Below are 26,111 nucleotides of genomic sequence, written 5' to 3' on the forward strand. Positions count from 1 at the left end.
GCAGATCCATCTCGGTGACAATGGCCAGTTTCGCAGCAGCAATCTGCGAAACTGCACATGTGAGTCATTCTTCGTCGACCTCGGGACGCAGGCCGAGCGCTGATGATTTGCTCGTGCTCCTCGCGGTCGGCCGGTCGGGGCGCTACATCACCGCCGCCGAAGAGCTCGGCATCAACCACACGACGATCTCGCGTCGCATCGCCGCCCTCGAACATGCCATGGGCGGACGGGTGCTGACCCGGGTCACCGGCGGCTGGGAGCTCACCGACCTGGGCCGGGAGGCACTGACAGCGGCCGAAGCCGTCGAGGCCGCCGTCCGATCCCTCGGCTCGAGCGCGGGCGAACGCACACTCGAAGGCGTGGTGCGGATTTCGGCCACCGACGGTTTCAGCGCCTACCTCGCGCCACCGTCCGCGGTGCGCGTGCAGCGCAGACATCCGGGCGTCACCGTCGACATCATCGCCGCGACCCGGCGAGCATCCACCCAGCGAACCGGCCTCGATATCGAAGTGGTGGTCGGTACACCGCAGGTCCACCGCGCCGAAGCGATCGAACTCGGCGACTACTGCCTTCGCCTCTACGCCTCCCGCGACTATCTCGCCGAACACGGCGTCCCGACCACCGTCGCCGAACTCACCCGCCACCCGCTGGTCTACTTCATCGAATCCATCCTCCAGGTCGACGACCTCGACCTGGCCCTCGCTTTCGCCCCCACCCTGCGCCGATCCGTCTCCTCGACCAATGTCTTCGTCCACGTGGAAGCCACCAGGGCCGCCGCGGGGATCGGGCTACTCCCCTGCTTCATGGCCGACCGCCACGCCGACCTCGTCCGGGTCCTGCCCGACGAGGTCCGCGTCCAGCTCACCTACTGGCTCGTCGCCCGGCGCGAAACCCTGCGGCGCCCCGAAGTCGCGGCGGTCGTCGAGGCACTGCGGGCTACGGTCCACGAACGCTGCGCGGAGCTACTCGGCGACCACGACGCCGAGTAGACACGTTGCTTCCGCAGGGGATCTCAGGCGGCTGCTTCTGGTGCGGGCTCCGGTGAAGGCAACGCGAAGCAGAGCGCCGCACTCACCACCAGCGCCGCGATGATCGTCAGGGCGCACGCCGTCAGGGCGCTGCGGTAGCCGTCACTGGCGGCGACCCCGAAGAAGATCGCGCTCAGGGACGCGACACCCACTGCGCCACCGAACTGCTGGCCGGTGGTCCAGATCCCCGACGCCGACCCCGCGTATCGCGTCGGCACCGTCGACAGGAACAAGGTCGTCAACGGCGGCTGGACCAGGTTGATGCCGACACCGACGACGAACAGCCCCGGCGCGAGCAGCCATGGATTCACATCGGTGGTCGCGGTCAGTGCCGCGCCCAGCACCGCCAAGGTGCCGACGGCGCCGAAAAGGGTACCGGCGACGACGGCGTAGCGGCCGAACTGCATGGTGAGCCGTCCCACCAGCGGGGCGACCGCCAGTCCGCCGACCGAGAACGCGACGGTCACGACGCCTGCGCGCAGCGCGGTGTAGCCCTGACCCTCTTGGAGCCAGAGAACGAACACGAGCAGGAATCCGCTGAAGGCGGCGAAGGCGACCAGCTGAACAACAAGGGCGACACTGCTGATGCGCGCGCGGAGCAGCTCCAGTGGCAAGAGCGCGCCGGCCCGGCCGACGGCATCGCGATTCTCGACGATGGCGACGAGCGCCACCGCGGCGATGCCCGCGACCAGCAACAGCCAGATCCACGGTGCCCAGTCATAGGTGCGGCCTTCCAACAGCGGGAACACGATGGCGACCAATCCGACGGTCAGGCCGACCGCGGCGAGCCATCGTGGCCGCAGCGCACCTTCGGCACGGTTCTCCGGGACCAGCCAGGCGCCGAGGCCGAGCAGAATGACGGCCGCCGGGACACTGACCCAGAAGATCGCGCGCCAACCGAGACCGGCGACGTCCGCGGTGACCAGGACGCCACCGAGCAGCAGCCCGCCGGCCTGCGCGAGTCCGGCGACCACACCGAATATGCCCAGGACAGTGGCGCGTTCGGGGCCGCGGAACAGCACGAACAGGCTGGACAGAACTTGCGGCGCCAGGATCGCCGCGGCCGCGCCTTGGGCAGCGCGACTGGCGATCAGTTCGGTGGGGCTGTTCGCGAGTGCCGACCAAGCTCCGGAGAGAGCGAACAGCGCCAAACCGACGAGGAAGACCCGTTTGCGGCCCCACAGGTCGCCCAGTCGGGCCGCGGTGATCAGCGCTGCCGCGAAAGCGAGCAGATAGGCCGTCGCGATCCAGCCGACCTGGGACGGAGTTCCCCCGAGGTCGGCCTGGATCGCCGGGAGGCCGACGTTGACGATGGTGACGTTGAGCAGGTCCAGGGTGAATCCCAGGACGAGCACGACCATCGCGGCCCAGCGCCGCGGGTACAGCGCTTCGGTCGCGTCGTCTCGGGTGGAAGTCGATGTGCTCATCAGGTGTAGCTCCCTGCGTGGCTAGGTGTCCGGTGTGTGGTCGTCGATGGCTCCGGCGCAGACGCCGTCAACGCTGTGTTCGGCGCCACGTGGTCCGACCCGTCGCCGACCAAACCGTGCCGGCGCAGGATCGCGTGCACTGTCGACACGGCCGGGACACGGGCCGATCCGGCTCGCAGCAGGTGCGTCCGGATTCTGCGTGCGCCCCACTGCGGGCGGTCCAGCCGGACCCGCACCACGACGGCCTCGATGTCGGCCGACGTGCGGGCGGGGAAACTCTTCGGGCGGCGCGACCGCGGCGCCAAGCCCGCCACGCCGTGTTCCCGGTAGCGCGCGAGATAGCTGTAGTAGCTCTTGCGCGAGATGTTGTATCGCCGGCACACCTCGGTCACCGTCAACCCGTTTCGGTCGGGTGCCTGCAGGATCTCCAGCCACGGCTCGGCCTCGAGACCGATCACCGCGCCGCGTTTGTTCGGCGGGCGGGTTCCGCCTCGGCGAACATGCTGGCGGGCAAGCGGATCGAGCCTGTCTCCGGGGGTTTGCATCATAGATATCTCCCGACGTGGAACAGAGCAATTGAACTTGCTGGTTCACTTTAATGTCCTCGCATACACCTCGCAACTCGGTATATAAGAATGAACCCGTCAGGCAACTCAGTCCGCAATTGCGCTATGGTTCATGGATGGCTGTAGCAACACCGCCGACCGGACAGTCGGCCTCGCGTGGACGGATCGACAAGCGGCAGGCGATCCTGGACGCGGCGTTCGTCGTCTTCGCTCGCCGCGGGTACGCGCAGGCGGGCGTGCAGGAGATCGCCGAGGTCGCCGGTGTCGCCAAACCGACCATCTACAACCACCTCAACGACAAGGAAACGCTGTTCCGGCACACGCTGGCCGCCGTGAGCGATGCGGTGCTGGCCGAGAATCTGGCGGTGGTCGAACGCTTGCGCAATCCTGGTGAGGATCTGCGCGCCACCCTGGAAGACGTGGCGTACCGACTGATCCGGTCCTGCTGTACCGAGCAGTCCCGGTCGCTGCGCTGGCTCACCTACGGTCAGGTCGCGCAGTTTCCCGACCTGATGGACGTCGTGGTGAGCCGGACCTCTGATCAGCTCGGCGACGCGCTCGCGGATCGGCTGGCGCGCTTGTCGCTGTCGGGCCACCTGCGCGCGAGCGATCCGGCGATCGCCGCCGAACAGTTCCTCGTGCTGATCACCGGCCCGATGGAGGGCCGCACCCGCCTGGGCACCCGCAAGGTCTCCACCGCCGAGATGCACGCGGTCGCCACCGCTGCCGTCGACACCTTCCTGCGCGCCTATGGGACACCGGAGAACTCGTGAGCCACCAACCTTTTCGATTCGGCCTCGTCACCGTTTCCCCCGCCGACCCGAAGGCATGGACCTCGACCGCGCGATGGGCCGAGGACACCGGGATCTCGGCGTTGCTGCTGCCCGACCTGCCCGCACCGGTGCCCGCGCCACTGACCGCGCTCGCCTACGCCGCCGCGGCGACGACCACGCTCGGGGTCGGAACGTGGGTGCTGGCCAACGACTTCCGCAATCCGTTCGTTCTCGCCCGCGAAGCCGCCACCCTGGACCTGGTGTCGGGCGGCCGCTTCCAGCTCGGGCTCGGCGCCGGCCAAACCGCCATCGGCTACGGCGAACTCGGGATCGCGGCCGAGTCCGACCGGATTCGGTTCGAGCGCCTCGCCGAGTCGGTGGGCATCGTCAACGCACTGTTTCGCGGTGAGCGGGTCGAGGCGACCGGCGCCCACTACGCGAACACCGGAACGACCCTGGTTCCCCCGCCGCCGCGGAAGGTGCCGCTGCTGCTCGCCGCGGGCGGGCGTCGGGCGACCGAACTCGCCGCGGCCGAAGCCGATACCGTCGCGTTCAGCACCTTCTCCCGCGATCAGCTCACCCGTCAGGTCGAGTGGCTCGAGAGTGCGGCGGGCCCACGGCTTTCCGACATCGAACGGGCACTGCGCTTCAGCACCCCGACGAGCACCATCGGTCCGCCGATCCCCGATGATGCCCCGAACCTGCTCACCGGATCGCCCGCGCAGGCGGCCGACCAGCTGCGCCGTCTTCGCGACGAGTTCGGGATCTCCTACATCGTTCTCGACGACGACGCGGCGCGCGAGCTGGCGCCCGTGGTGAGTCTGCTGTCAGGTACCTGAGCTCCCGTCGACGAGGTCGGTGCCGGGGATGGCGGCCAGCAGCTGACGGGTGTATTCGTGAACCGGATCGTCGAAAAGCTGCTCGGTGGTGCCGATCTCGACAATGCGACCCTGTCGCATGACAGCGACCCGATGGGCGATCTGGCGCACCACCGCCAGATCGTGCGAGATGAACAGGTAGGCCACGCCGGTGTCGGCTTGCAGCTCGGCGAACAGGTCGAGGATCTGCGCCTGCACCGAGACGTCCAGGGCCGAGACCGGTTCGTCGCAGACCACCAGTTCCGGCGACAGGGCCAGCGCCCTGGCGATCGCGACCCGCTGACGCTGTCCGCCGGACAGTTCCGCGGGCCTGCGTCCCAGCGTCGACGCGGGAAGCGCGACCCGGTCGAGCAGTTCGCGCGCCCGCGCCGCCCGCGAGGCGCGGTCACCGACGCCGAAGACCCGCAGCGGCTCGCTGATCACATCCTGGATCGAGAACCGCGGATCCAGTGACTCGTACGGATTCTGATAGATCACCTGGGCGCGGCGCCGCAGCTCCCGCAATCGCGCGCCTTTGCTGGCCGTCACGTCGTCGCCGTCGAACACGACGCGCCCCGACGTCGGTGGGGCAAGGCGCAGAATCATTCTGGCCGTGGTGGACTTGCCCGACCCCGACTCCCCCACCAGGGCCAGGGTCTCCCCGCGGTGCAGCGAGAAGCTCACACCGTCGACGGCACGGACGATCTTCGCGCGGATCTTCGCGCGTGGCAGCGGGAACTCCTTCACCAAGTTCTCGACCGCGAGCAACGGTTCGGCGCCCGGCCGACATGGCCGGGCCCGGACACCGGCACGTCCGGGCACGCTGCGCAACAGCTGCTGGGTGTACGGGTCGCGCGGGTTGTCGAGTATCTCGCGGGTCGGCCCGCTCTCCACGATCCGGCCCCGCGACATCACCGCGATCCGCTGGGCCCGGTCGGCGGCGACGCCGAGGTCATGGGTGACCAGAAGCACTGCGGTGCCGAGGGTTTCGGTCAGGCTCGTGATGTGGTCGAGGATGCGTCGCTGCACGGTGACATCCAGCGCGCTGGTCGGTTCGTCGGCGATGATCAGCGCCGGGTTCGCGGCGATGGCGATCGCGATGAGCGCCCGCTGGCGCATGCCACCGGAGAGTTCGTGCGGATACTGCTCGGCACGGGTCTTCGCGTCGGGCATCCCGGCTCGCTCGAGCAGGTCCACCACTGCCTCCGGCGCTGAGCGCCGGGTCGCCAGGCCGTGGATGAGCAGGACCTCGGCGACCTGTGTGCCGATGCGCTGCACCGGATTCAGCGAGACACCGGGGTCCTGCGGGATCAAGCCGATCTGCGCACCGCGAATCGCGCGCAGCTCCCTGTCTCCCGCTCTCGCCAGGTCCCTGTTGCCGAACTGGATCCGTCCCGCGTCGATGTGCCCCGCGGCCGGTAGCAACCCGGTGATGGCATGCGCGGTCGAGCTCTTGCCCGAGCCGGATTCTCCGACCAGCGCGACGATCTCGCCCGGCGCGATGTCCAGGTCGACCGCCCCTACCGCGCGCACCCGCCCGGTACTGGTGCGGTAGGAGATCGACAGGCCACGCACTTCCAGCAGATTCCCGGTCATCGTCGATTCGCCCACTCTCCATCGAGTGCCCGCGCGATCCGGTTGGTCGCGAGCACGACGAACGCCACCATGAGGCCCGACAGCGTCGAGATCCACCACGCGTTGGCGAGATAGTTCCGGCCGCTCGAGATGAGCGAGCCCCACTCCGGCGCCGGTGGCACCGCGCCGTAACCGAGAAAGCTCAGCGACGACACCGCCAGCACGGCGGTTCCGAGATCCAAGGTGGCCAGCACGACCACCGGACCGATCGCGTTCGGCAGGACGTGCCGGCCGAGCACCGTGTACCAGCGCGCCCCCGACGACCACGCGGCCTCGACGAAGACCGCCTGCCGTAATCGCAGCACCTCCGCGCGCATCACCCGGGCGAAGCCGGCCACGCTGGCCACACCCACCGCGATCGCCACCTTCACGGTGCCGTAGCCGAGCGCGGTCACCAGCGCCAACGACAGGAACAGCGACGGAATCGACAGCAGCACATCGGCGAAGCGCATCAGCACGTCGTCGACCCAGCGGCCGACGAACCCGGCGATCAGGCCCATCGCGCCCCCGACGACGAACGCGACAGCCACCGCGATGACCGTCGCCTGCAACGACAGCGCGGTGCCGTGCACGACGCGGGTGAACATGTCGCGGCCGAGTTCGTCGGTGCCGAACCAGTGCTGTCCGCTGGGCGGCGCGAAGATCTCCGACGGGACGCCGAGCAGCGGATCGCGGGCGGTGAACAGCGTCGGCCACACCGCGGCCAGCACCACCAGCACGAGCGTCACCACCGAGAGCACCAGACCCGGCCGGTACAGCAAAAACCGTGGCAGTCTGCGCCAGTCGAAACCCGTACGATACTCGTCGTCGAACTCGTCGACGACGGTTCGGAGGACGGCCGCCTCGGTCAGCACGGTGTCGGTCACGCGTAACTCCTCGGGCGCGCGACCACGATCCGTGGGTCGAGCACCGGGTAGATCAGGTCGACGATGAGGTTCACCACGACGAAGACGAACGCGCCGAACACCACAACGCCCTGCACGAGCGGAATGTCCTGCACGCTCACCGCGCCCGCCATGACCCGCCCGAGTCCGTTGCGCGAGAACACGGTCTCGATCACCACCGCGCTGGCCACCAGCTGTCCGACGAGCAGTCCGACGATGGTGAGCGCGGGCAGCGACGCACTGCGTAGTGCGTGCCGCAGATGGACCCGGATCCGGCTGGCGCCCTTGGCCCTTGCGGTTTGCACGAACGGCGCGTCCAGGGTGGTCAGCAGGCTCTTCGCCAGTACCTGCGCGATCAGCGCGCCGGTCGGGATGGCCAGCGTGATCGCGGGCAGTACCAACCCGGCCAGCCCGGCGTTGCCGAACGCGGGGAACAGCCGGATCCGAAACGACAGCAGCTGCACCAGCATCAGGCCCGCCCAGAAGGACGGAATCGAGATCGCCAGCGGCGGCAGCGACAGCAGCACCTGCCGCAGCCAGCGCCGCGAGGTGTAGGTGGCCGCCACGGCGAGCCCGCCGCCGAACAGCACGGCGAGCACCAGCGCCGCCGCCGTGAGCTGCAGCGTCGGCGGTAGCGCCGCGGCGATCGTGCCGGTCACCGACCGGCCCGTGGCCACCGAATCACCGAAGTCGCCGACCAGCGCCCGGCCCAGATAGTCGAGGTACTGCACCACGATGGGCTTGTCGAAGCCGTACTGTGCCCGCAGTGCGGCGAGCTCGGCCGGGTCCACCGGCGAGGAGTTCAGTCCGCCGCCCGCCATCGCCGACACCGGGTCGCCCGGCAGGAACTCGAGCACGAAGAACGACACGGTGTACGCCGCCCACAGCACCCCGACCGCCTGGGCGAGACGGCGTAACACGTACCGTCCCATGCCGGTTCAGCTCCGCCAGGTGTCGTGCAGCCGGGTCCGGCTCGACGACTCGAAGGTCAGGCCGTGCACGGTCGGTGCCGCCGCGAGCACGGTCTCGAGTTCCACCACCGGGATCACATACGCATTGCGCACGACCAGCTGCTGGGCCTGCTCCACGAGGGGTGCGCGCTTGGCCGGATCGGCCTCGGCCGCCTGGGCGGTGAGCAGCCCGTCGAGCTCGCTCGGCGGCAGCCGGTAGGCGTTGACCTGCTGGGTCGAGTACAGCGTGCGCAGGCAATCGGGATCGGCCCGGCTCAGGTCGCCGCCCCACAGTCCGTCGAAGTCACCGGAACCGAGCAGCGCCGGGAACTGGGTGACCTGCAACTCCTGCAGCTGCAACTCCACCCCGACCACCTTGAGCTGCTGCTGCACCAGTTCCAGCGCCGCGCGGGTGTTCTGGGAGTTGTTGAACCACACCACGGTCAAGCTCAGTCGGGTGTTGTCCTTGCGCCGGATACCGTCACCGCCCACCTGCCAGCCGACCGCGTCGAGCAGTGATTTCGACCGGGCGACATCGAGAGCGAGATCCGCCGACAGATCGGTGTAGCCGGGAGTCGTGTGCGAGAGGATGCCCGTAGCGGGCACGGTCCCGCTGGCGAAGACCGCCTCCACGATCTGACGCCGGTCGACCGCGGACTGGATCGCCTTGCGCACCTGCACATCCCGCAGGATCGGCCGAGAGTTGTTGAGGCCGAGGTTGAACACCGCGCCCGGGTGCGATCGCGTCAGCAAGGAAATGCCCGACGCCTTCAACCCCGCTTCGTCGGCACGGCCGAGACCGGTGGCGACATCGAGCTGGCCGGACTGCACACTGCCGGCGCGAACCCCCGATTCGGGGATGACGGTGAACTCGATGGAGTCGAGGTAGGCCTCGCCCTGCTTGGTCCACAACGGCGAGCCCCACCCGTAGCCGACCCGCTTGCTGATCGTGATCGACTGGTTGGGAACGTATTTCGACAGCACGAAGGGTCCGGAGCCGATCACGCCGTCGCTGCAGCGCTGCTGGGGCGTCTTCGCGGCATCGGCCGTCGAGATCAGGCCGAGCGCGGCGGTCGAGGTCGCCTGCAGGAACTGCGCGTTGGGCTGTTCGAAGGTGATCTTGGCGGTGTGCTCGTCGACGACCTCGGTGCCGACGTAGCCGGTGATATAGCCCTTGGACAGGATGGCGAGCGCTCCCAGCTTCGGGATCGCGTCGAAGTTCGCCTTCACCACCTGCGCGTTCAGCGGGGTGCCGTCGCTGAAGGTGACGTCGGGCCGCAGCCGGAAGGTGAACGACCTGGCGTCAGGGCTCACCTCCCAGCTCTGCGCCAGCCACGGCACCGGCTTGCCGGTGGTGGGATCCTGGTCGGTCAGCGAATCGACCGTCTCACGCAGCGAATACAGGGTGTCGCTGCTGCCCACCTGCTGCGGATCGACACAGCCCGCGTCGGAGGCGACCGAGAACTTCAGCGTGCCGCCGGATCTCGGTGGACCGGCATCGCCGCCTTGCTCACCACCGGCGCCACAGGCACCGGTGAACAGGGTGACCACCGCCGCCGATGCCACGGCACAGCGAATCGACTTCGAACGCACAACACTGCTCACGCAAGAATTCCTCTGTCTACTGCCCGGATTCACGTGGGACTCACGGCGGGCGACACGACGAAACATTTCACACCTTGAAATACCCGGTCAACAATTCGGATCACCTCGCTCGGAATACATCGTGGCACCGAATAGTGCGGTACGCCATCGGGCGGTATCGGGCACCGTGCTAGCTTCGCATCGTGTCGATTACCGAACGGCGCGCCGCGCGATGGGTTGTCGCCCGGCAGAGAAAGGACCGACGTGACCGCTGTACATGACAATCTGCTCGCCACGATCGAAGCGGAGCGGGCGATCTTCCGAACGTTCTACAAATTCTTCCGGATCGCCGACACACAGGAGAGCGAACGGTTCAGCGAGTGCTTCACCCCCGACGCGCTGATCGAGTACCGGATCATGCCCGGCCCGCCGGTGCTGTTCCACGGTCGTGACGAGTTCACCGATCACATGAGCCGGGTGCCCAAGTCGCAACGCTCCCTGGTCGCCCATGTCATCGGGCAGGCCACCATCGAGTGGAACGGCGACAAACCCCTGCTCACCGCCTATGCGACCGTGTGGCACTGGTTCTCCAGCACCGCCGCCACCGATGTGGGCCGACCGGCTGACTGGGTGGTCATCGGGCTGGTTCAGGACGAGTTCGAGCAGTACGAGGGTGAATGGCTCATCTCGCACCGGGATGTCCGGCATGTCGCGGGCCGGGTCGCCGCGGGCCACGGCCCGGGCTGAATATCACGGTTACCCACCGCCGGAGATCGGGCCGGACTCGGCGACGAGTCCAGCCCGATCTCGCGTACACAGAACTTCGCCCGCAATGGCTAGGCGAATTGTTCGGAGACATCGGTGACAATATGTTCCGGCGACTTGGGAAACAATTCACTCGCTCGATTTACGACGCCATGATCGAAATGTCACCGATGTCTCCATAACACTTGCGCGACCGTCCAGGCGATATTCGAACCCTGCGGGCGTGGCAGTCGAAACCTACGGTCGAACCGCAGGGTTTCCGACGCGATCTTGTGACCTCTGAATATCGCGTGCAATGGTGATTCCAGCCCGGCCGGAGAAACACGGTGGCCGCGGTTTTCCCGGAGTCCGCTCCGGTACGTGTACGGAACGAGAGGTGTCACAGCGATGTCAGAAGTCTTGGACCTGGTCGAACAGGTCGAGCAGCTCACCGAACGACTCGAGACGCTCGAGGCCGTCCGCGCGCTGAACACCTTGCGCCACGACCTACCCCGCTACATCAACGAGGGCCGATGGGACCAGGTCGGCGAACTGTTCAGTGCCGACGCCTATCTCGACTACCGCCATCTGGGCCAAGCCGACGGTCGAGCCGCCATCCAGGCGTACTTCGCCGGGCTGCCGCAGCTCATCGAGGACAACAGCCCGGCGGGTCAGGTGCTGGTCAAGCAGTTCCTGCACGGGCACGACGTGGAGATCCTCGGCGATCGCGCCACCGGCGTGTCGTTCTTCGAGGAGAAGGTCGTCTTCGACACCGAAAGCTCGTTCGTGGCAGGCAAGTTCACCGACGAGTACGTCCGTGAGGGCGGCCGGTGGCGGTTCGCGCGAATCGCCCTCGACCTGTACTGGGTCATCCCGTACTCGCGCGGCTGGCAGCAGTAGCCGACGTTCGACAACAGAGAGGCTCGTCATGCTCCAGAAGAACACGACCAAGCGCATCGGGTACTGGCTGCTGCACCTGCACCAGCAGTTCGACGTCGCCACCGGCGCGCTGCTGCACGAGCAGAAGCTCACCCGCCGGGACTGGCAGATCCTGCACGCCCTGCAGATCGGTCTGGGCAGCGTCGCCGAACTCGACGCGGCGTTCGAGCCGTTCCTGGTCTCCGACGGCGCCCAGACCTACCAACCGATCGTCGACGACTTCGTCGGCCGCGGCTGGGTCGAGATCTCCGGCACGACGCTGCGACTCACCGCCGCGGGCGAGACGGCGCACGAGCGCGCCGAAGCTCTGGTGAACGCCCATGCCGACGAATCGCTGCGTGGCATCACCGAGGAGGAATTCCTCGCCGCGAACGCGGTCCTGGCCAAGATCGCCGACAACATCGCCACCGAATGAGCTCGCGAGGAGCGTCATGACTTCCCTGTACGACCGACCGTTCCGCTTCGGTCTCTGCCTGTTCACCCCGTCCACCAGGGCCGAATGGATCGCCAAGGTACGCAAGGCCGAGGAACTGGGCTACGACGTCATCTCGGTGTCGGACCACCTCGGCATGCCCGCCCCGATCCCGACCCTGCTGCTGGCCGCCGAGGCGACCGAGCGGATCCGTATCGGCACGCTGGTGTTCAACACCGCCTTCTACCATCCGACGGTGCTGGCTCGCGACCTCGCCACGGTCGACCGGTACTCCGGCGGCCGGGTGGAACTCGGGCTGGGCGCCGGCTACGACCGCGCGCAGTTCGACGCGGCGGGCATCCCGTTTCCCACTGCGGGCGAACGAGTTTCCCAGCTGGAGCGCACGGTCGCCGAGTTCCGCAAACCCAAGTCCGAGCTCGACCAGTACGCACGGTTCGAACAGCCCGGCGGCCCGCCGATCCTGATCGCCGGTCGCGGGGCACGGGTCCTGCGGCTGGCGGCCGCCCACGCCGACATCATCGCCTTCACCGGCACCACCGAGGTCCGCGACGGTGACGGGCTGAAGCTGGGTGGCATCACCGAGGTCACCGACCGGATCGACTACGTGCGCGGGCTGCTCGGCGACCGGATCGACCAGGTGGAGTTCAACATTCCCATCCACAAAGTGCTGCCCAAGGGCGCGACCGACGGCGTGACCGATGTCTGGCAGAACCGGCTCGACCTCACGCCCGACGAGCTCGCCGAACTGCCGTCGCTGCTGTTCGGCACACCCGAGGAGAACGCCGACACCTTGCGCGAACGGCGCAAGACCCTCGGCCTGACCTACTACACCGTGCTCGAACCCGAGATGGAGGCCTTCGCCCCGATCATCCAGGCGCTCCGATAACAGGGCAGCACCACGTCTTTCGCACGCGGAGGAGACCGACATGACCGAACGAACCACGGTGGACACCGGTACCGGGTACGGCCGCAAGGCCCCGTCCTACGACGCACGCCTGACCGAGGTGGGCCCCGGCACACCGATGGGCGAGGCACTGCGGCGGTACTGGCACCCGATCGCCACCTCAGCCACCCTCACCGCCGAAGCACCCCATCGCACCCGCGTCCTCGGCGAGGATCTGGTCGTCTTCCGGGACGGAAGCGGCCGCGCGGGGGTGGTTTTCGAGCGTTGCGCGCACCGCGGTGCCAGTCTGTTCTTCGGCCGGATCGAGGACGACGGGCTGCGCTGTGGCTATCACGGCTGGAAATACGATGTGCAGGGGCGTTGCCTGGAGCAGGCCTGTGAACCCGATCGTGGCAAGCGCCGCGATGCCGCGCGTCAGCCGTGGTATCCGGTCGAGGAACGCTACGGGCTGGTGTTCGTCTACATGGGCCCGCCCGACCGCAAGCCCGTGCTGCCACGCTACGACGTGCTCGAGGACCTCGCCGAGGGTGAGCAGTACTTCGCCGAGTGGCCGTTCCCCGGACTGTCGGTCACCGGCGCCGAGCAGGATTTCCACTGGCTGCTGATCTACGAGAATACGATCGACCCGGTGCACATCAACTGGCTGCACTCCCAGCACAGCGGCTACCAGTTCCTCGGCACCGGCACCACCGGCTTCCCCGAGGACTTCTTCGACCCGTACACCTTGCCGGGCCGGGTCAGCTACGACCGCACCGATTTCGGGGCGAAGTACGGTGTCCGGTTCCTGGACAAGGAGCGCGACGGGGTGCGGACCGAGCGGGTCTGGGGCGCCGAGTTGCACCTGCCCAATGCCACGGTGCTGCCGGACTGGGTCGAGCTGACCCCGGATACCAAGGCCGACATGGTGATCTGGGCGGTCCCGATCGACGACACCCGCCATCGCGCGTTCTTCTCCATCCGAGCGAGCGATCCCGCACGCGTGCAACGGTTCCTGTTCGGCATCACCCAGGACGGCAAGAACTCCTGGGAGCTGACCGACCAGGAACGTCAGCGCTTCCCCGGCGACGGCGAGGTGATGACCTCGCAGGGTCCGGTCGCGCTGCATTCGGAGGAGACCTTGGCGACGACGGACCGGGGCGTGGTGCTGCTGCGCCGGTTGCTGCGGACGATGATCGACGATGTGGAGGCGGGCCGTGATCCGCAGGGGGTGAGTCTGATCGAGGAGCCGGTACGGCACACCCAGGCCGGTCTGTTCACCCTCGCCACGGCAGCCGCGGACGAGACCGTGGCAGCGGTGCCTGCGGCCGGTGTCTGACCGGGGCAGCCCCGTGACCTGGATCGATGCGGTGGTCCATGCCCGCACCCCGGCGACATCCGAGATCGCGGTGTTCGAACTCACCCCGGTCGACGGCACCGAGTTCCCCTCCTACACAGCGGGATCCCACGTCGACGTGCACCTGGGTTCGGGCCTGGTCCGCCAGTATTCACTGTGCGGACCGCCCGAGCCGGGCCGATACCGCCTGGCGGTGTTGAACGTCGCGAACTCGCGGGGCGGGTCGCGGGCGATGCACGCGCTCACAGTGGGCGAACCGGTGCGGATCTCTCCCCCGCGCAACCACTTTCCGCTCGCCGACACGAACAGCCATGTACTGATCGCGGGCGGCATCGGAATCACACCGCTGCTGGCCATGCTGACTCACCTCGAGCAGACCGAGGCCGACTACGTTCTGCACTACAGTGCTCGAACCCGCTCTCGCGCGGCCTTTCTCGACGAGCTGTCCGCGAATCCCCGCGTCCGGTTCCATTTCGACGACGAAGACCCGAGCCTACTGCTCGACATCACCCGCGATCTGGGCGATCCGAGACCGGACACCGCGGTCTACGTCTGCGGGCCGGACGGCTTCATGGACTACGTCGTAGGCAAAGCCGAAGCCCTCGGCTGGCCGCGCACAGCACTGCACACCGAACGATTCGGCACCGACCTCACCGCGCCGACCGAGTCACAAGAGGCCGGATTCACCGTCCGCCTGGCCTCCACCGGCGCCGAATACCTCGTCGGCGACAACCACAGCGTGCTGGATGTCCTGTTGGACAACGGTGTCGACGCGCCCTTCTCGTGCCAGCAGGGCATCTGCGGGGAATGCGTCGTGCGGGTACTCGCCGGCGAACCCGACCATCGCGACGACGTCCTCACCGACGCCGAACGCGCCGACGGCATGTTCACCACGTGCTCGTCACGATCCCACTCCCCCGTCCTCGAGGTGGACCTTTGAGAACAGTCCGCCGAAGGCGCGGGGCTCGAAAATGAGTGGCGTCAACCGGTTGGCGAGGGCAAGGTCGCCGGTGTGGTGAGCAGCGATGTGTGGGATGCCGCGCAGGCCGAACGATACGACCGCGATTCGGCCTTCATGTACACGCCCGAAGTACTCGATCCGACGGTGCGGTTCCTAGCGGACGCGGCAGACGGTGGTGCCGCGCTGGAATTCGCCATCGGCACCGGCCGCGTCGCGATTCCGCTGATCGAGCAGGGCGTCGAGGTGAGTGGAATAGAGCTCTCCGCGCACATGGTCGACCAGCTGCACCGCAAGCGCCCCGAGGTGCCGGTGATCATCGGCGACATGGCATCGAGCCGGGTGCCGGGCGAATTCTCCCTGGTGTACCTGGTGTGGAACAGCCTCGGGAATCTGCGAACCCAAGCCGAGCAGGTCGAGTGCTTCCGCAATGCCGCACGGCATCTCGCACCCGGCGGCAGATTCGTTGTCGAGCTGTGGGTTCCCGGCATCCGCCGGTTTCCGCCCGGCCAAGCGGCGGTGCCGTTCCATGTGGGCAGCCACCACACCGGGTTCGACACCTACGACCTGAGCACTCAGCAGGGCACATCGCATCACTACCGACACCGACCGGATGGCACGGTGACATACGGCGCCAGCCACTTTCGCTACGTCTGGCCCGCGGAGTGCGATCTGATGGCCCAGTTGGCCGGGTTGTCGCTGGAGCGACGGAGCGCGGATTGGCTCGGTACTCCGTTCGCCGACGACAGCGAGAATCATGTGTCGGTCTGGCGTAAGCCGCCGGACCTACACCGGGCCACGACGAGTCGACGGTGAGGTAGCCGACCGCCGACTCAGTGCCGCCCTGGTGCTTCGAGCCTGGAGCGGGCGATACCCGCCGCGCTTTCTCCCACGGCGAGCCACAGCGAAGCGATGTCCTCTACGAGGCTGCTCCGGTCGATGGGCGCGGTCCCGTCCGCCCAGGACAGGATCGCCTGGGCGGTTCCGCCGATGACGAAGGCCGGAGCACTCGCGGCGAGCGAGTCGTTTTCCAGTTCGACACCGTGCACGCTGCGGGCGTGGCCGATGAGAATCGCGGTGAGGCCCTTCATCGCCTCTGCTCGCCGAGCATGGGCAGTAGGACTGTCGGCCACGCCGCCGAGTAGGACCAGCGCCTTCCGCGGGTCGGTTCCCAACGCGGCGACCACCGCATCGACCGCGGCGCGCGCCTGGTCTGCGAGGGGCAGCTCGATCGAGTCCACGTAGGCGGCGACAGCGGCCTGACCCACTTCCACCGCTACCTCATCGATCACCTCGCTCGCCAGCGTGTCGAGATCGACGAAGCTTTCGTAGAAGTACCGCTTGTTGAGTTGCGCCTCGACGCAGAGCCCCGCGACGGTCGCGGACCGCCACCGATTCTCGGCCATCGCAGTCAGGGCCGCGTCGATCAACTGGGAGCGCCGCCGCCGGACGCGATCCGGTGCGGACTCTCCCCCGTAGCTGCGTTTGCCGGCTGAGGACACGCGCAGCATTCTCCCACCTCCGCCACAGCCGGTTCACCGTTGACATCCGTCGAGCAATTCTGGCACAGTTTCGTACCAGTTGATTCAGGTACCGCTACGTACCAGATTGGAAGTCGAGTGATGACCGCAGACCTGAAGGGTGTCGAGATGCCCGAGAAACACCTGCCGAACGCCACCGCGATGCTCGATGAGCTCCGTGCGCTGGCCGAGCACAGCCCGACTCGGGCGCGGACGGAGACGTGGTCCTACCTCCGTGCGCTGGGAAGCCGAGACGACCACGACGCGCTGTCACAGCTCTTCGGCGCGGGCGTCGAACCCCGCGATCTGGACGGCAAGCTCGAAGGCCAGATCGTCGGGAAGCTGTTCGGCATTCCCGAAGCCGCACTCGCCAACCAGCTCATGAAGGTCGACCCGACGTGGCGGGGTAAATCCTTCGATCTGGCGGCGGGCACGGGATCGAATCGCCTGTCCCCGATCGCGCTGCTGGCGATGCCCCTGGTCACCTTCGGCTACCTCGGACTCCGAATGGTCGGTGGCGAGGCCGAAGGGTTCCACTTCCACCATTCCGTCGACCGGGGTCTCATCGAGCCGCGAGTCACAGTGCGCGCCTTGGACTATGGCGTGCCACACCACAAGAACCCCGGCGTTCGCACCTTCCCGATCCGCAAGACGCGCGACGAGATCGTGGAACTGACGCCCGGCGTATACCTCGGCCGCGCACTGTTGTTCACTGGGGCCGAGGAGATCCGTCTCATCGCCTATTTCGCCCTGCGGCACCCCGTGGGCAGCCCGCTGTGATCGGGCTCGACGGCGCCAACGTCTGTGTGACCGGTGGCGCCCGCGGCATCGGACGCGCCACTGTCGCGGAACTGACCCGTCGCGGAGCCACGGTCTGGATCGGTGATCGCGACCTCGCCGCCGCCCAGGAAACCGCCGAGACACTCGGCGCCCACGCGCACCCTCTCGACGTCACCGACGAATCCAGCTTCCAGGAATTCCTTCGCGCAGCGTCGGAGCGAGGGCCCATCGATATGTTGGTCAACAACGCCGGAATCCAGCTCATGGGCCGTTTCGTCGATCACGACCTCGCCGCGCTACAGCGTGAGCTGGCGATCAACCTGGGAGCGGTGCTGACCGGAACGCACCTCGTCCTACCCGACATGATCCGACGCGGACGAGGACACATCGTGAACGTGTCCTCGATGGCGGGCAAGGTCACCACCCCGGGTATCGCGACCTACTGCGCGTCGAAATTCGGCGTGGTCGCCCTCTCCAGGGCCGTCCGAGCAGAACTCGCCGGAACCGGCGTCACCCTGACCACCGTCATGCCTGCCGCCACCCGAACAGAGCTGACCGCCGGGGTGTTGCTTCGCCTTCAACCCACCCTCACACCCGAAACCGTCGCCGCTGCCATCGTCGACAGCGCGGAACACGGCCGAGGCGAGGTGACCGTTCCCCGATACCTCGCCCCGATCGGCCTGCTCGAGGAAATCATCCCCGCGCAGATCATGTGGCACCTCAAACGATTCGTCGGTGGTGCCGATTACGGCGCTTTCGACCCGGTCGGACGACAGGCGTACCTAGAGCGGACCCGATCATCCTGAGAGCGCGCCACCGCTTGCGTCAACCCATGAACCAGTGACGTCTGGTGGGTCAGCGGCTAGCGCTGCTCTTCGGGTGTGGAGATCGCCGTCGAGCTGACGTCGGGGGCGATGCGGCGGGAGAATCCGGTCAGTACCTGGCCAGGTCCCAGTTCGACCAGTTCGTCGTAGCCGTCGGCAGCGGCCCGTTGGACGGTCTCCACCCAGCGGACCGGGGCCAGCAGTTGGCCGCGCAGCAGGGCGCGGATCTCGGTGGGGTCGGTGACGTAGTCGGCCGTGACCGCGCTGAGCACCGGAACGACCGGCGGGCCGAGGGTGTAGCGGTCGAGTTCGGCGCCGAATTCGGCGGCGATGTCGGCCATCAGGGGCGAATGAAAGGCTCCGGCGACCTTGAGCCGCACCACTTTCGCCGCGCCGGCGGACCGGGCCAGGTCCTCGAGGTCGGCTACGGCGGTGGCGGCGCCGGAGACCACGGTCTGGGTCGGCTGGTTGTAGTTGGCCACGCCGACGACGCCCGAGGTGACGCGGGCGCATAGCGCGTCGACCTGCTCGGCGGGTAGGCCGATGACGGCGCTCATCGCGCCGTCGTAGCGGCGGGAGACTTCGGCCATGAGCTCGCCCCGGCGGCGGACCAGTTGCAGGACGGTGTCCTCGTCGAACACTCCGGCGACGGCCAGGGCGGTGAACTCCCCCAGGCTGTGACCGGCGACCGCCGCGGGCGGCAGTCCCCGCTGTGTACGGACCGCGCTGAGGGCCAGGCTGGTGGCGACGATCGCGGGCTGGGCCACGTCGGTGGCGCGCAACTGCTCGGCGGTGCCGTCGACGCACAGCTGGGTCAGCGGGATGCCGAGAATGTCGTCGGCGCGGCGGAAGACCTCCTCCGCCACCGGGTAGTCGGTGATCCACGCGGCCATGCCGGGCCGCTGGGAGCCCTGCCCGGGGAACAGTGCCAGGGTCCTGGGACCTGTCGCCAGCTGGTCGGGCTGTTCTCGGATGAAGACGTCGACGGTCATGAGTGGTACCTCCTCGAGGTGGGTGTGGCTGTCATGGAACAGCTTTCGCGGGTGCGGGTGTCGCGGATGCGCGCAGTTCGCTACTCGCGGCGAGGACCGCGAGCAGCCCAGCAACCGCGATCACCGCCGCCGCGGGACGGTAGGCATCGAAGGCCACCGCCACTCCGATGGTGATCGGCAGCACGAACGCCGCGCCGAACTGGACACCGGTTTGATACAGCGGCACCGCGATCGGGCGGAATTCGGCGGGCACGGTAGCGGTCGACTGCATGTTCAGCGCGGCGAACGACAGGACGAACCCCGCTTCGATCAGCAGCAGCACCGGTAGTGCGTCGGTCCCGTAGTCGTGGATCTCGGGTCGGACGAACAGCAGCAGGTGCCCGGCCAGCGTCGCCACCGCGCCGGCGAGGATCAGCCGCGCGGTGCCGAACCGCTCCACGAACCGTCCCGCGAACGGAACCGACAGTGCCAGCGGCAGACTCGCGGGTAGCAGTCCGACGGCGATCTGCCACGGCGCCCAACCGAGCGACTCGTGCAGTTGCACCGCGATCACCACCAGCAGCGCGAGGTAGCCGCCGTTGAGGGCTCCTGCTCCGAGAGCGGAGCGCAGTAAGGAACCATTGCGCAACAACGATTTCGACAGCTGCGGCGGGGCGGCCACCGGTGAGTCAGGGATCACCCGCCACGCGGCGACGAGCAGGGCGAGCGCGATCGGTGCGGGGAACACGAACAGCAGGTGCCAGTTCAGCGCGGTGAGCCATCCCGACAGCAGGAGACCGGTGGTGAATCCGGCCGCGCCGAAGACCGCGTACACCGAGATCGCGCGGCGCTGCTGGGCACCGGCGGGGAACTCCGCGGCGATCACCGCCAGCCCGGCGGGTGCGGTCAGCGCGGCGGCGGCGCCCTTCACCACGCGGGTCGCGACGAGCAGGGCCAGGTCGTCGGTGAGCCCGCCGATCACCGAGGCGACAGCGAACAGCGCCATGGCGACGAGATAGACCTGCCTGCGCCCGAACCGGGCGGCCAACGCGGGCCCGGCGAGCAGCAGCGTGGCGAACCCCGCCGCGAAACCGCTGAGCAGCCATTGGGTTTGCCCGATCGACCGATTCAGTTCGGTGGTGAGCACGCCGAGTGCGGGCACCAGGATGGAGCCTTCGATGGCGTCGAGGATCATGTTGCCCGACAGCACCAGCAGCAGTATCCAGCGGCGCCGATCCCAGGTCGGCGCCGCTGGTCGCACGTCAGCCATGGCCGTTGCGCGCCGAGATCGGGCCGCCGGTGGTGACCTGGAACTGCTTGTCCAGCAACGGTGGCAGCTGTTCACTCACCAGCTCGATGTGGCGGGTGACCAGGTCGTCGGGCATGCCGGCGATGCTGGCCCAGAAGATCAGGTGCCGCACCGGCAGACCGGCCACCCGTTCGTGGATCCGCACGGCAGCCTGTTCGGGGGTGAGGATCTCGAGCAGACCGAAGGATCCGTCCTCGGGGCGTTGGCGCAGCTGATCGAGTTCGAGGGCGGGCGGCACCGGCGCGTCGGTGCCCTCCACCGACAGCTGCCGGTAGGAGTTCATCTGGTGCGCGAGGTGCGGTGCGACCCGAGCCCAGGCGGCCTCGGGGTCATCGGCCAGCAGGATCGGCAGCAGATCCGAGACCCGCGCGGACTCGGGATCGTGACCGCCCTCGATGAGTCCCTCGCGGTACAGCGGGAACAGCTGGTGCGAGATGTGCAGGAATCCGATGCCGAGGCGCCCGGCGAGGCGGGCGCCGCGCGGACCGTAGAACCCGCCCCACAGCGGCACGGGATCCTGGATCGGCCCCGGCGTGATCCCGCCGGTGGCCCACAACCGCTGGATCTCGGCGATGTTGTCGCCGGTACGAGCGAACCGGCGGCTGAAATCGGTGTCGAAGAGCTGATATTCGGGCAGGCGATAGCCGGCGCCGAGACCGAGTTCGAGACGGCCGCCGCTGATCAGATCGACCAGTGCCGCCTCCTCGGCCAGCTGGGCCGGCTTGCGCAGGGCGGGCAGTACTACGGCGGTGCCGATGCGCACCCGCTTGGTTCTGGCGGCCGCCGCGGCGGCGAAGGTGAGCGGTTGCGGGAGATAGCCGTCCTCGAACAGGTGGTGCTCGGTGAACCAGACTCCGCCCGCGCCGCGCAGGTCGGCCTCCTCGCAGAACTCGAGGGTGCGGGCGTAGTGGTCGGCCCACGGGCGCTGCCACTGTGCGGGGTTGCGCAGGTCGAAGAGCAGTCCGACGTCCATGGTGGCTCCGTTCGTCAGCGGGTGGATCCGGTCCACGCGCGGGGGTCGGTGAAGGCGGGGCGGCGTTCCAGACGCCGCCAGCGAGCGACGGGCCTGGTCGGGGTCGGCGCCGCGGCGGCGGCCCGTCGCCGGGCGAGCAGCAGCACGAGCAGCGCGCCGAGTTCGTCCGGGTCGGCGCTGCCCTTCTCGACGCGAAGGAAGGGCACCGGGTCCTCGGCGCTCATTGCGGCGGATTCCCGTGCTTGCGGCGGGGCAGATCGGTGTCCTTGCCCGCCAGCATGGCGAAGGCGCGGATCAGCACGCCACGGGTGTCGCGCGGATCGATCACGTCGTCGATGAGTCCGCGCTCGGCCGCGTAGTAGGGGTGCACGAGTTCCTCGCGGTACTCGGCGATCTTGCGGTCCCTGGTGGCCGCGGGATCCTCCGACGCGGCGATCTCGCGCCGGAACACCACGTCGGCCGCGGCCTCGGCGCCCATGACGGCGATCTCGTTGGTCGGCCAGGCCAGCGCGAGATCGGTGCCGATCGACAGCGAGTCCATCACGATGTAGGCGCCGCCGTAGGACTTGCGCAGTACCAACGAGATTCGCGGCACCGTCGCGTTGCAGTAGGCGTAGAGCAGTTTCGCGCCGCGCCGGATGATGCCCGCGTGTTCCTGTCCGACGCCGGGCAGGAACCCCGGCACGTCGACCAGGGTCAGCAACGGAATGTTGAAGGCGTCGCAGAACTGGACGAACCGCGCGCCCTTCTCACTCGCGTCGATGTCGAGCACCCCGGCCAGGCTCATCGGTTGGCTGGCCACCACCCCGACCACATGGCCGTCGAGCCGGGCCAGCGCGCACACCAGGTTGGTCGCCCAGGTGGCCTGTACTTCGAAATAGTCGCCGTCGTCGACGATTTCGGCCAGCACCTCGCGAATGTCGTAGGGGCGGTTGCCGTCCAGCGGCACCAGGTCGGTCAGTGCCGTGGTCTGCCGGTCGGCGGGGTCGGCGGTGAACGCCACCGGCGGCAGCTCCCGATTGTTGGCGGGCAGCATCGACAGCAGCGCGCGAACATCGGACAGGCACGACTGCTCGTCGTCGTAGACGAAATGGGCCACCCCCGAGACCGAGGCGTGGATGTCGGCGCCGCCGAGTTCGTCGTGGGTCACCACCTCGCCGGTCACGGTGCGCACCACATCGGGACCGGTGATGAACATCTGCGCGATATCGCGCACCACGAAGACGAAGTCGGTGAGCGCGGGCGAGTACGCCGCCCCGCCGGCGCACGGCCCGAGCATCACGCTGATCTGCGGGATGACGCCCGAGGCCCTGGTGTTGCGGCGGAAGATCCCGCCGTAGCCCGCCAGCGCCGTCACGCCCTCCTGGATGCGGGCGCCCGCACCGTCGTTGAGCGAGACCAGTGGAGCACCCGCCGTGACGGCCATGTCCATGATCTTGTGGATCTTCTGGGCGTGTGCCTCGCCGAGTGCGCCGCCGAAGATCCGGAAGTCGCTGGCGTAGACGAAGACCGTGCGCGTGTCGACGGTTCCCCACCCGGTGATCACGCCGTCGGTGTGGGGTCTGCGCGCCTCCAGTCCGAAGCCGGTGGCCCGGTGTCTGCGCAGCGGCTCCACCTCGACGAACGAACCGGGGTCGAGGAGCAGGTCGATACGTTCGCGGGCAGTGAGTTTGCCCTTGGCGTGCTGGCGTTCGGTGGCCGCCGGGTCGGGGCCGAGACGTGCGGCGCGCTTGAGCGCGTCGAGTTCGTCGAGCCGTTGGGTGTACCCGGTGGGTTCTTGCACTGTCGTCATCGGATCTCCTGATGTGGTCGGCGGCGGCCGTGCTGTCAGCCGAGTAGCGTCCCGCCGGTGGCGTCGATGAACGCGCCGGTGATCCAGCGGGCTTCGTCGGTGGCGAGGAAGGTGACGACATCGGCCACGTCGACCGCCTCGCCGACGCGCTTGAACGCCGAGAACTGCGCCATCTGCTCGACTGCCTCCGGGATGTCGAACACGGCGCTGCCGTTGTTGGTGATGCCGGGCGCGACGCTGTTGACGGTGATCCCGCGCGGTGCCAGGTGTCGGGCGAAGTGCAGCGTGATCTGTTCCACCGCACCCTTTGTCATCGAGTAGGCCACCTGGTCGGGGCTGGCGAATCGGGTGAGTCCGGAGGAGATGTTGATGATGCGCCCGCCTTCGGGCAGCAGGCCGAGAGCGCGCTGCACGATGAAGAACGGCGCGCGCACATTGACCGCGAACAGCCGGTCGAAGTCCTCGGGTGTCACGTCCTCGGGGGCGACGCCGGCCGGGGTGGTGACACCGGCGTTGTTGACCAGGATGTCGAGCGTGGTCTGCCCCGTCCGTTCCTTGAGTCCCTGTTCGAGACCGAGGAACAGCTCGTGCACGCCGCCTGTCGTGCCGAGCTCGGCACGCACGGGAAACGCACGGCCGCCGTCGTTCTCGATGACCTCGACGGTCTCGCGGGCGGCGGCCTCGTTGTCCGCGTAGTGCACGGCCACCAGCGCGCCCTTGGCGGCGAGCTGGCGGGCGGTCGCGCGGCCGATGCCGCGGCTGGATCCGGTGACCAGGGCGGTCTTGTTCGTCAGGCTCATCGGTGTCTCCTTGGAATCGGGTGGTGCGGGCGCCGGGTCGCCGGGACCGGGCAGGCCGCTGATCATGCGGGCGAGATGGGATCGGACATCGCCGAGCCGCAGGAGCTCGGCGAACAGCTGCCTGGCGGGTTCGACCTCCGGTCCGCCCAGCAGCAGCAAGGTCTGGGCGCGGATATTGGTCAGGGTGCGCGCGCCGACGGCGTGGCGGGTGCGGTGATAGCCGTCGAGTTCGGCCTCGCCTGCGGTGCCGGTGATCGCGGCGATCAGCCGGCCCGACAGGTCGGCCGCGTCCTGCAGGCCGAGATTGAGGGCTTGGCCGCCCACCGGCATCTGCCGATGGGCCGCGTCACCGGCGAGCAGGACCCGGCCGCGCCGGTACCGGGTGACCTGTTGGCTGGTGTCGTCGAACGCGTTGCGCCACAACGGTGTTCCGTGTCCGATCGACTCGCCGGTCACCCGTTCCCAGGCGTCGGCGATCTCGGCGAACTCCGGTTCCCCGCCCCCGGCGCGGGGTGCGGCGCCGTAGACGTGCACCATCACCCTGGTGCTGCCGTCGGGCCAGCGCGAGGACACCGCGAGCCCGTGCGGGAGTCGTTCGAATCGACGGGCCGGGATATCTATTCCGGCCACGTCGGCTCGCAGCATCTCCCGCCCGGCCTCGAGACCCGCCAGTTCGAAGCCGGCCAGCTCACGCACGGTGCCGCGTTCCCCATCGCAGCCGACGAGGTAGGCGCCCCGGTGGGTGTGCCGTTCGCCGTCGGGGGTGACGGTGTCGATCAGCACAGCGCCCGCCCGCGCGGTCAGGGTGGTGACTCGGTGCCCACGCCGAAGCACCGCGCCCGCCTCGAGTGCTCGTTCCCCCAGCACCGCCTCCAGCCGGACCTGCGGGCACTTCCACTGGCCCGAGAACCGGTGGGCCGGATCGGCTTCGGTCAGATCCAGGCGCAGTCCGCCGAAGTGTCCCGGTCCGCCGTCGGGCAGCGGCCCGAGCCGATCGAGCCCGCCCCGCTCGGCGAGCACGTCCATGGTGCGGGCGTGCAGGGTGGAGGCCCGCGATTCGGTGGTGGGGGTGATCCGCTGTTCCACCACCGTCACGCGGACGCCCGCACCGGCCAGATCGCCCGCGAGCAGCAACCCGACCGGCCCCGCGCCGACGATCAGGACGTCGGTGTCATCGACGAGCTTCGGCATAGTTCTTGGCGTGGTTCAGCGTGGCCCGGCTGTTGCCCCCGAGCGCCTCGCGCAGGAAGGTCCGCGCCTCGGGCACCCCGGCGTCGGGGCCGAGGATCTCGGTGATCCGCGACGCCTCGATGATCACCGTGTGCTGCGAGGACGCGGTGGTCGTGCCGTCGGGGTTGGTCCGGAACTCCCAGTAGCCGGTGTGCAGGGCCATCAGAGCGGGCAGGGTGGTCTGCTTGTAGGCGATCCGGTGCTGCGGGAAGCAGACCCGGACCGACTCGGTGGTGTGACTCGAGCCGTCCTTGGTCAGGGTGTCCATCCGCAGTACCTGTACACCGGGGGTGTTCTCGGTCAGCTGCACCGAGGCCACGTGCGGCAGCCGCTCGGTCCACAGGTTCGCCTCGTTGACGAAGTCGTAGACATCGCCCGCCGCACCGGCGATCTCGACCGAGTCGACGAACGACAGGGTCAGATCGGCGGTGCGCACCACCGACTCCACCGCGGCCTTGAGACCGGGCAGTTCCGCACGGCTGTTGTCGTCGACCGCCTTCTCGATCCACGCCAGCCCGTCCGGATCGTCGTCGATGGCTCGGTAGGAGTGCAGCAGCCGCAGCTCGGTCCCGCCGTCCTCGCGCGGTTCGATGATCCAGGTGCCGCTCATCTGGGCCACCGGGGGCGCGGACACCTCCTGCCAGAAGGTGATCCGCAGTTGCTCGGGCTCGAGCACGCGGCGCGAGATCCAGGTCTTGGGTTCACCGTTGGCGGTCGCCCAGATCTGGATGCGTTCCTCGTTGCCCTCGTGTTCGAGGCGGGTCACATACACCGAGGGTGGGAACAGCCGGGGCCAGTTCTCCACTTCGGCCAGAAGGCGGTACACCTCGGTCGGCGGGGCCGCCACGGTGATCGTGTGCTCGACCTCGCGGGTGGTCTGCGTCGTCATGGGAGTCT

General features: G+C 68.4%; 26 protein-coding genes. 12 read left to right on the forward strand and 14 right to left on the reverse strand.

Features of this window, described 5'->3' with window-relative positions:
• The first annotated feature begins 20 nt into the window (after nt 1-20).
• On the forward strand, nt 21-989 hold the full coding sequence (locus tag ACWGCN_RS10470) for a LysR family transcriptional regulator (protein ID WP_452457587.1): 969 nt from the start codon (nt 21-23) through the stop codon (nt 987-989).
• A gap of 23 nt (nt 990-1,012) precedes the next feature.
• Here the strand turns inward: ACWGCN_RS10470 and ACWGCN_RS10475 are convergent, their stop codons facing one another.
• Nucleotides 1,013-2,455: an MFS transporter gene (locus tag ACWGCN_RS10475; protein ID WP_452457588.1), complete on the reverse strand. Its 1,443-nt coding sequence runs from the start codon at nt 2,453-2,455 to the stop codon at nt 1,013-1,015.
• Complete coding sequence (locus ACWGCN_RS10480; protein ID WP_452457589.1) at nt 2,455-3,003, reverse strand: helix-turn-helix domain-containing protein; 549 nt, start codon at nt 3,001-3,003, stop codon at nt 2,455-2,457. Before ACWGCN_RS10480 ends, ACWGCN_RS10475 begins: the two co-directional genes overlap by 1 nt.
• 134 nt (nt 3,004-3,137) lie before the next feature.
• Between ACWGCN_RS10480 and ACWGCN_RS10485 the strand changes: the two genes are divergently transcribed.
• Together ACWGCN_RS10485 and ACWGCN_RS10490 are read left to right on the forward strand one after the other, a co-directional pair.
• On the forward strand, nt 3,138-3,794 hold the full coding sequence (locus ACWGCN_RS10485) for a TetR/AcrR family transcriptional regulator (protein ID WP_378994926.1): 657 nt from the start codon (nt 3,138-3,140) through the stop codon (nt 3,792-3,794).
• On the forward strand, nt 3,791-4,633 hold the full coding sequence (locus ACWGCN_RS10490; protein ID WP_449962620.1) for an LLM class flavin-dependent oxidoreductase: 843 nt from the start codon (nt 3,791-3,793) through the stop codon (nt 4,631-4,633). Before ACWGCN_RS10485 ends, ACWGCN_RS10490 begins: the two co-directional genes overlap by 4 nt.
• On the opposite strand, the gene ACWGCN_RS10495 is transcribed toward ACWGCN_RS10490, so the two are convergent.
• From ACWGCN_RS10495 to ACWGCN_RS10510, 4 genes are all read right to left on the reverse strand, one after another.
• Nucleotides 4,622-6,247, reverse strand: coding sequence for a dipeptide ABC transporter ATP-binding protein (locus tag ACWGCN_RS10495; protein ID WP_452457590.1), 1,626 nt, complete (start codon nt 6,245-6,247; stop codon nt 4,622-4,624). The genes ACWGCN_RS10490 and ACWGCN_RS10495 overlap by 12 nt on opposite strands.
• Complete coding sequence (locus ACWGCN_RS10500; protein ID WP_452457641.1) at nt 6,244-7,059, reverse strand: ABC transporter permease; 816 nt, start codon at nt 7,057-7,059, stop codon at nt 6,244-6,246. Before ACWGCN_RS10500 ends, ACWGCN_RS10495 begins: the two co-directional genes overlap by 4 nt.
• An 89-nt stretch (nt 7,060-7,148) precedes the next feature.
• A complete protein-coding gene (locus ACWGCN_RS10505; RefSeq protein WP_357372660.1) occupies nt 7,149-8,102 on the reverse strand; it encodes an ABC transporter permease in 954 nt (317 codons plus the stop codon).
• 6 nt (nt 8,103-8,108) lie between these two features.
• A complete protein-coding gene (locus ACWGCN_RS10510) occupies nt 8,109-9,725 on the reverse strand; it encodes an ABC transporter substrate-binding protein (protein WP_452457591.1) in 1,617 nt (538 codons plus the stop codon).
• Nucleotides 9,726-9,968: 243 nt separating this feature from the next.
• Here ACWGCN_RS10510 and ACWGCN_RS10515 point away from each other — a divergent pair, with 243 nt between their 5' ends.
• From ACWGCN_RS10515 to ACWGCN_RS10545, 7 genes are all read left to right on the forward strand, one after another.
• Complete coding sequence (locus ACWGCN_RS10515; RefSeq protein WP_301907190.1) at nt 9,969-10,451, forward strand: nuclear transport factor 2 family protein; 483 nt, start codon at nt 9,969-9,971, stop codon at nt 10,449-10,451.
• A 405-nt stretch (nt 10,452-10,856) separates the two neighbouring features.
• Complete coding sequence (locus ACWGCN_RS10520) at nt 10,857-11,348, forward strand: nuclear transport factor 2 family protein (RefSeq protein ID WP_301907189.1); 492 nt, start codon at nt 10,857-10,859, stop codon at nt 11,346-11,348.
• 28 nt (nt 11,349-11,376) lie between these two features.
• Nucleotides 11,377-11,802: a MarR family winged helix-turn-helix transcriptional regulator gene (locus ACWGCN_RS10525; RefSeq protein WP_452457592.1), complete on the forward strand. Its 426-nt coding sequence runs from the start codon at nt 11,377-11,379 to the stop codon at nt 11,800-11,802.
• A 16-nt stretch (nt 11,803-11,818) separates the two neighbouring features.
• Complete coding sequence (locus tag ACWGCN_RS10530) at nt 11,819-12,706, forward strand: TIGR03621 family F420-dependent LLM class oxidoreductase (protein WP_328662537.1); 888 nt, start codon at nt 11,819-11,821, stop codon at nt 12,704-12,706.
• A 40-nt stretch (nt 12,707-12,746) separates the two neighbouring features.
• On the forward strand, nt 12,747-14,039 hold the full coding sequence (locus ACWGCN_RS10535; RefSeq protein WP_449962634.1) for a Rieske 2Fe-2S domain-containing protein: 1,293 nt from the start codon (nt 12,747-12,749) through the stop codon (nt 14,037-14,039).
• A gap of 13 nt (nt 14,040-14,052) precedes the next feature.
• Nucleotides 14,053-14,997 carry a PDR/VanB family oxidoreductase gene (locus ACWGCN_RS10540; RefSeq protein WP_452457593.1) on the forward strand — a complete coding sequence of 315 codons (945 nt, stop codon included), beginning with the start codon at nt 14,053-14,055 and terminating at the stop codon, nt 14,995-14,997.
• A gap of 75 nt (nt 14,998-15,072) precedes the next feature.
• Complete coding sequence (locus ACWGCN_RS10545) at nt 15,073-15,831, forward strand: class I SAM-dependent methyltransferase (RefSeq protein WP_452457594.1); 759 nt, start codon at nt 15,073-15,075, stop codon at nt 15,829-15,831.
• Nucleotides 15,832-15,848: 17 nt separating this feature from the next.
• On the opposite strand, the gene ACWGCN_RS10550 is transcribed toward ACWGCN_RS10545, so the two are convergent.
• Entirely contained in the window at nt 15,849-16,526 is a 678-nt protein-coding gene (locus ACWGCN_RS10550) for a TetR/AcrR family transcriptional regulator (RefSeq protein WP_301907183.1), read from the reverse strand.
• Between the two features lie 111 nt (nt 16,527-16,637).
• On the opposite strand from ACWGCN_RS10550, the gene ACWGCN_RS10555 reads away from it, so the two are divergent.
• Both ACWGCN_RS10555 and ACWGCN_RS10560 read left to right on the forward strand, forming a co-directional pair.
• Complete coding sequence (locus tag ACWGCN_RS10555) at nt 16,638-17,315, forward strand: hypothetical protein (RefSeq protein ID WP_452457595.1); 678 nt, start codon at nt 16,638-16,640, stop codon at nt 17,313-17,315.
• The gene (locus ACWGCN_RS10560; protein WP_452457596.1) at nt 17,312-18,121 is read left to right on the forward strand and encodes an SDR family oxidoreductase; all 810 of its coding nucleotides are present in this window, start codon (nt 17,312-17,314) and stop codon (nt 18,119-18,121) included. The genes ACWGCN_RS10555 and ACWGCN_RS10560 overlap by 4 nt, the downstream gene beginning before the upstream one ends.
• 56 nt (nt 18,122-18,177) lie before the next feature.
• Here ACWGCN_RS10560 and fabD read toward each other — a convergent pair whose 3' ends face one another.
• Genes fabD through ACWGCN_RS10595 form a run of 7 tightly spaced genes read right to left on the reverse strand, consistent with a single transcriptional unit; the run spans nt 18,178 to nt 26,103 of the window.
• Nucleotides 18,178-19,131 (reverse strand): ACP S-malonyltransferase, encoded by a 954-nt coding sequence (gene fabD / locus ACWGCN_RS10565; RefSeq protein WP_452457597.1) that lies wholly within the window; start codon nt 19,129-19,131, stop codon nt 18,178-18,180.
• A gap of 31 nt (nt 19,132-19,162) precedes the next feature.
• A complete protein-coding gene (locus ACWGCN_RS10570; protein ID WP_452457598.1) occupies nt 19,163-20,380 on the reverse strand; it encodes an MFS transporter in 1,218 nt (405 codons plus the stop codon).
• Nucleotides 20,373-21,392 carry an LLM class flavin-dependent oxidoreductase gene (locus ACWGCN_RS10575; protein WP_378707787.1) on the reverse strand — a complete coding sequence of 340 codons (1,020 nt, stop codon included), beginning with the start codon at nt 21,390-21,392 and terminating at the stop codon, nt 20,373-20,375. Before ACWGCN_RS10575 ends, ACWGCN_RS10570 begins: the two co-directional genes overlap by 8 nt.
• Before the next feature lie 14 nt (nt 21,393-21,406).
• The gene (locus ACWGCN_RS10580) at nt 21,407-21,616 is read right to left on the reverse strand and encodes an acyl-CoA carboxylase epsilon subunit (protein ID WP_328662528.1); all 210 of its coding nucleotides are present in this window, start codon (nt 21,614-21,616) and stop codon (nt 21,407-21,409) included.
• Nucleotides 21,613-23,184, reverse strand: coding sequence for an acyl-CoA carboxylase subunit beta (locus tag ACWGCN_RS10585; RefSeq protein WP_452457599.1), 1,572 nt, complete (start codon nt 23,182-23,184; stop codon nt 21,613-21,615). Before ACWGCN_RS10585 ends, ACWGCN_RS10580 begins: the two co-directional genes overlap by 4 nt.
• Before the next feature lie 35 nt (nt 23,185-23,219).
• Nucleotides 23,220-25,175 (reverse strand): SDR family oxidoreductase, encoded by a 1,956-nt coding sequence (locus ACWGCN_RS10590; protein ID WP_452457600.1) that lies wholly within the window; start codon nt 25,173-25,175, stop codon nt 23,220-23,222.
• On the reverse strand, nt 25,156-26,103 hold the full coding sequence (locus ACWGCN_RS10595; RefSeq protein ID WP_452457601.1) for an aromatase/cyclase: 948 nt from the start codon (nt 26,101-26,103) through the stop codon (nt 25,156-25,158). Before ACWGCN_RS10595 ends, ACWGCN_RS10590 begins: the two co-directional genes overlap by 20 nt.
• Nucleotides 26,104-26,111 lie beyond the last annotated feature (8 nt).

The sequence above is a fragment of the Nocardia sp. NPDC055050 genome, from assembly GCF_053608345.1.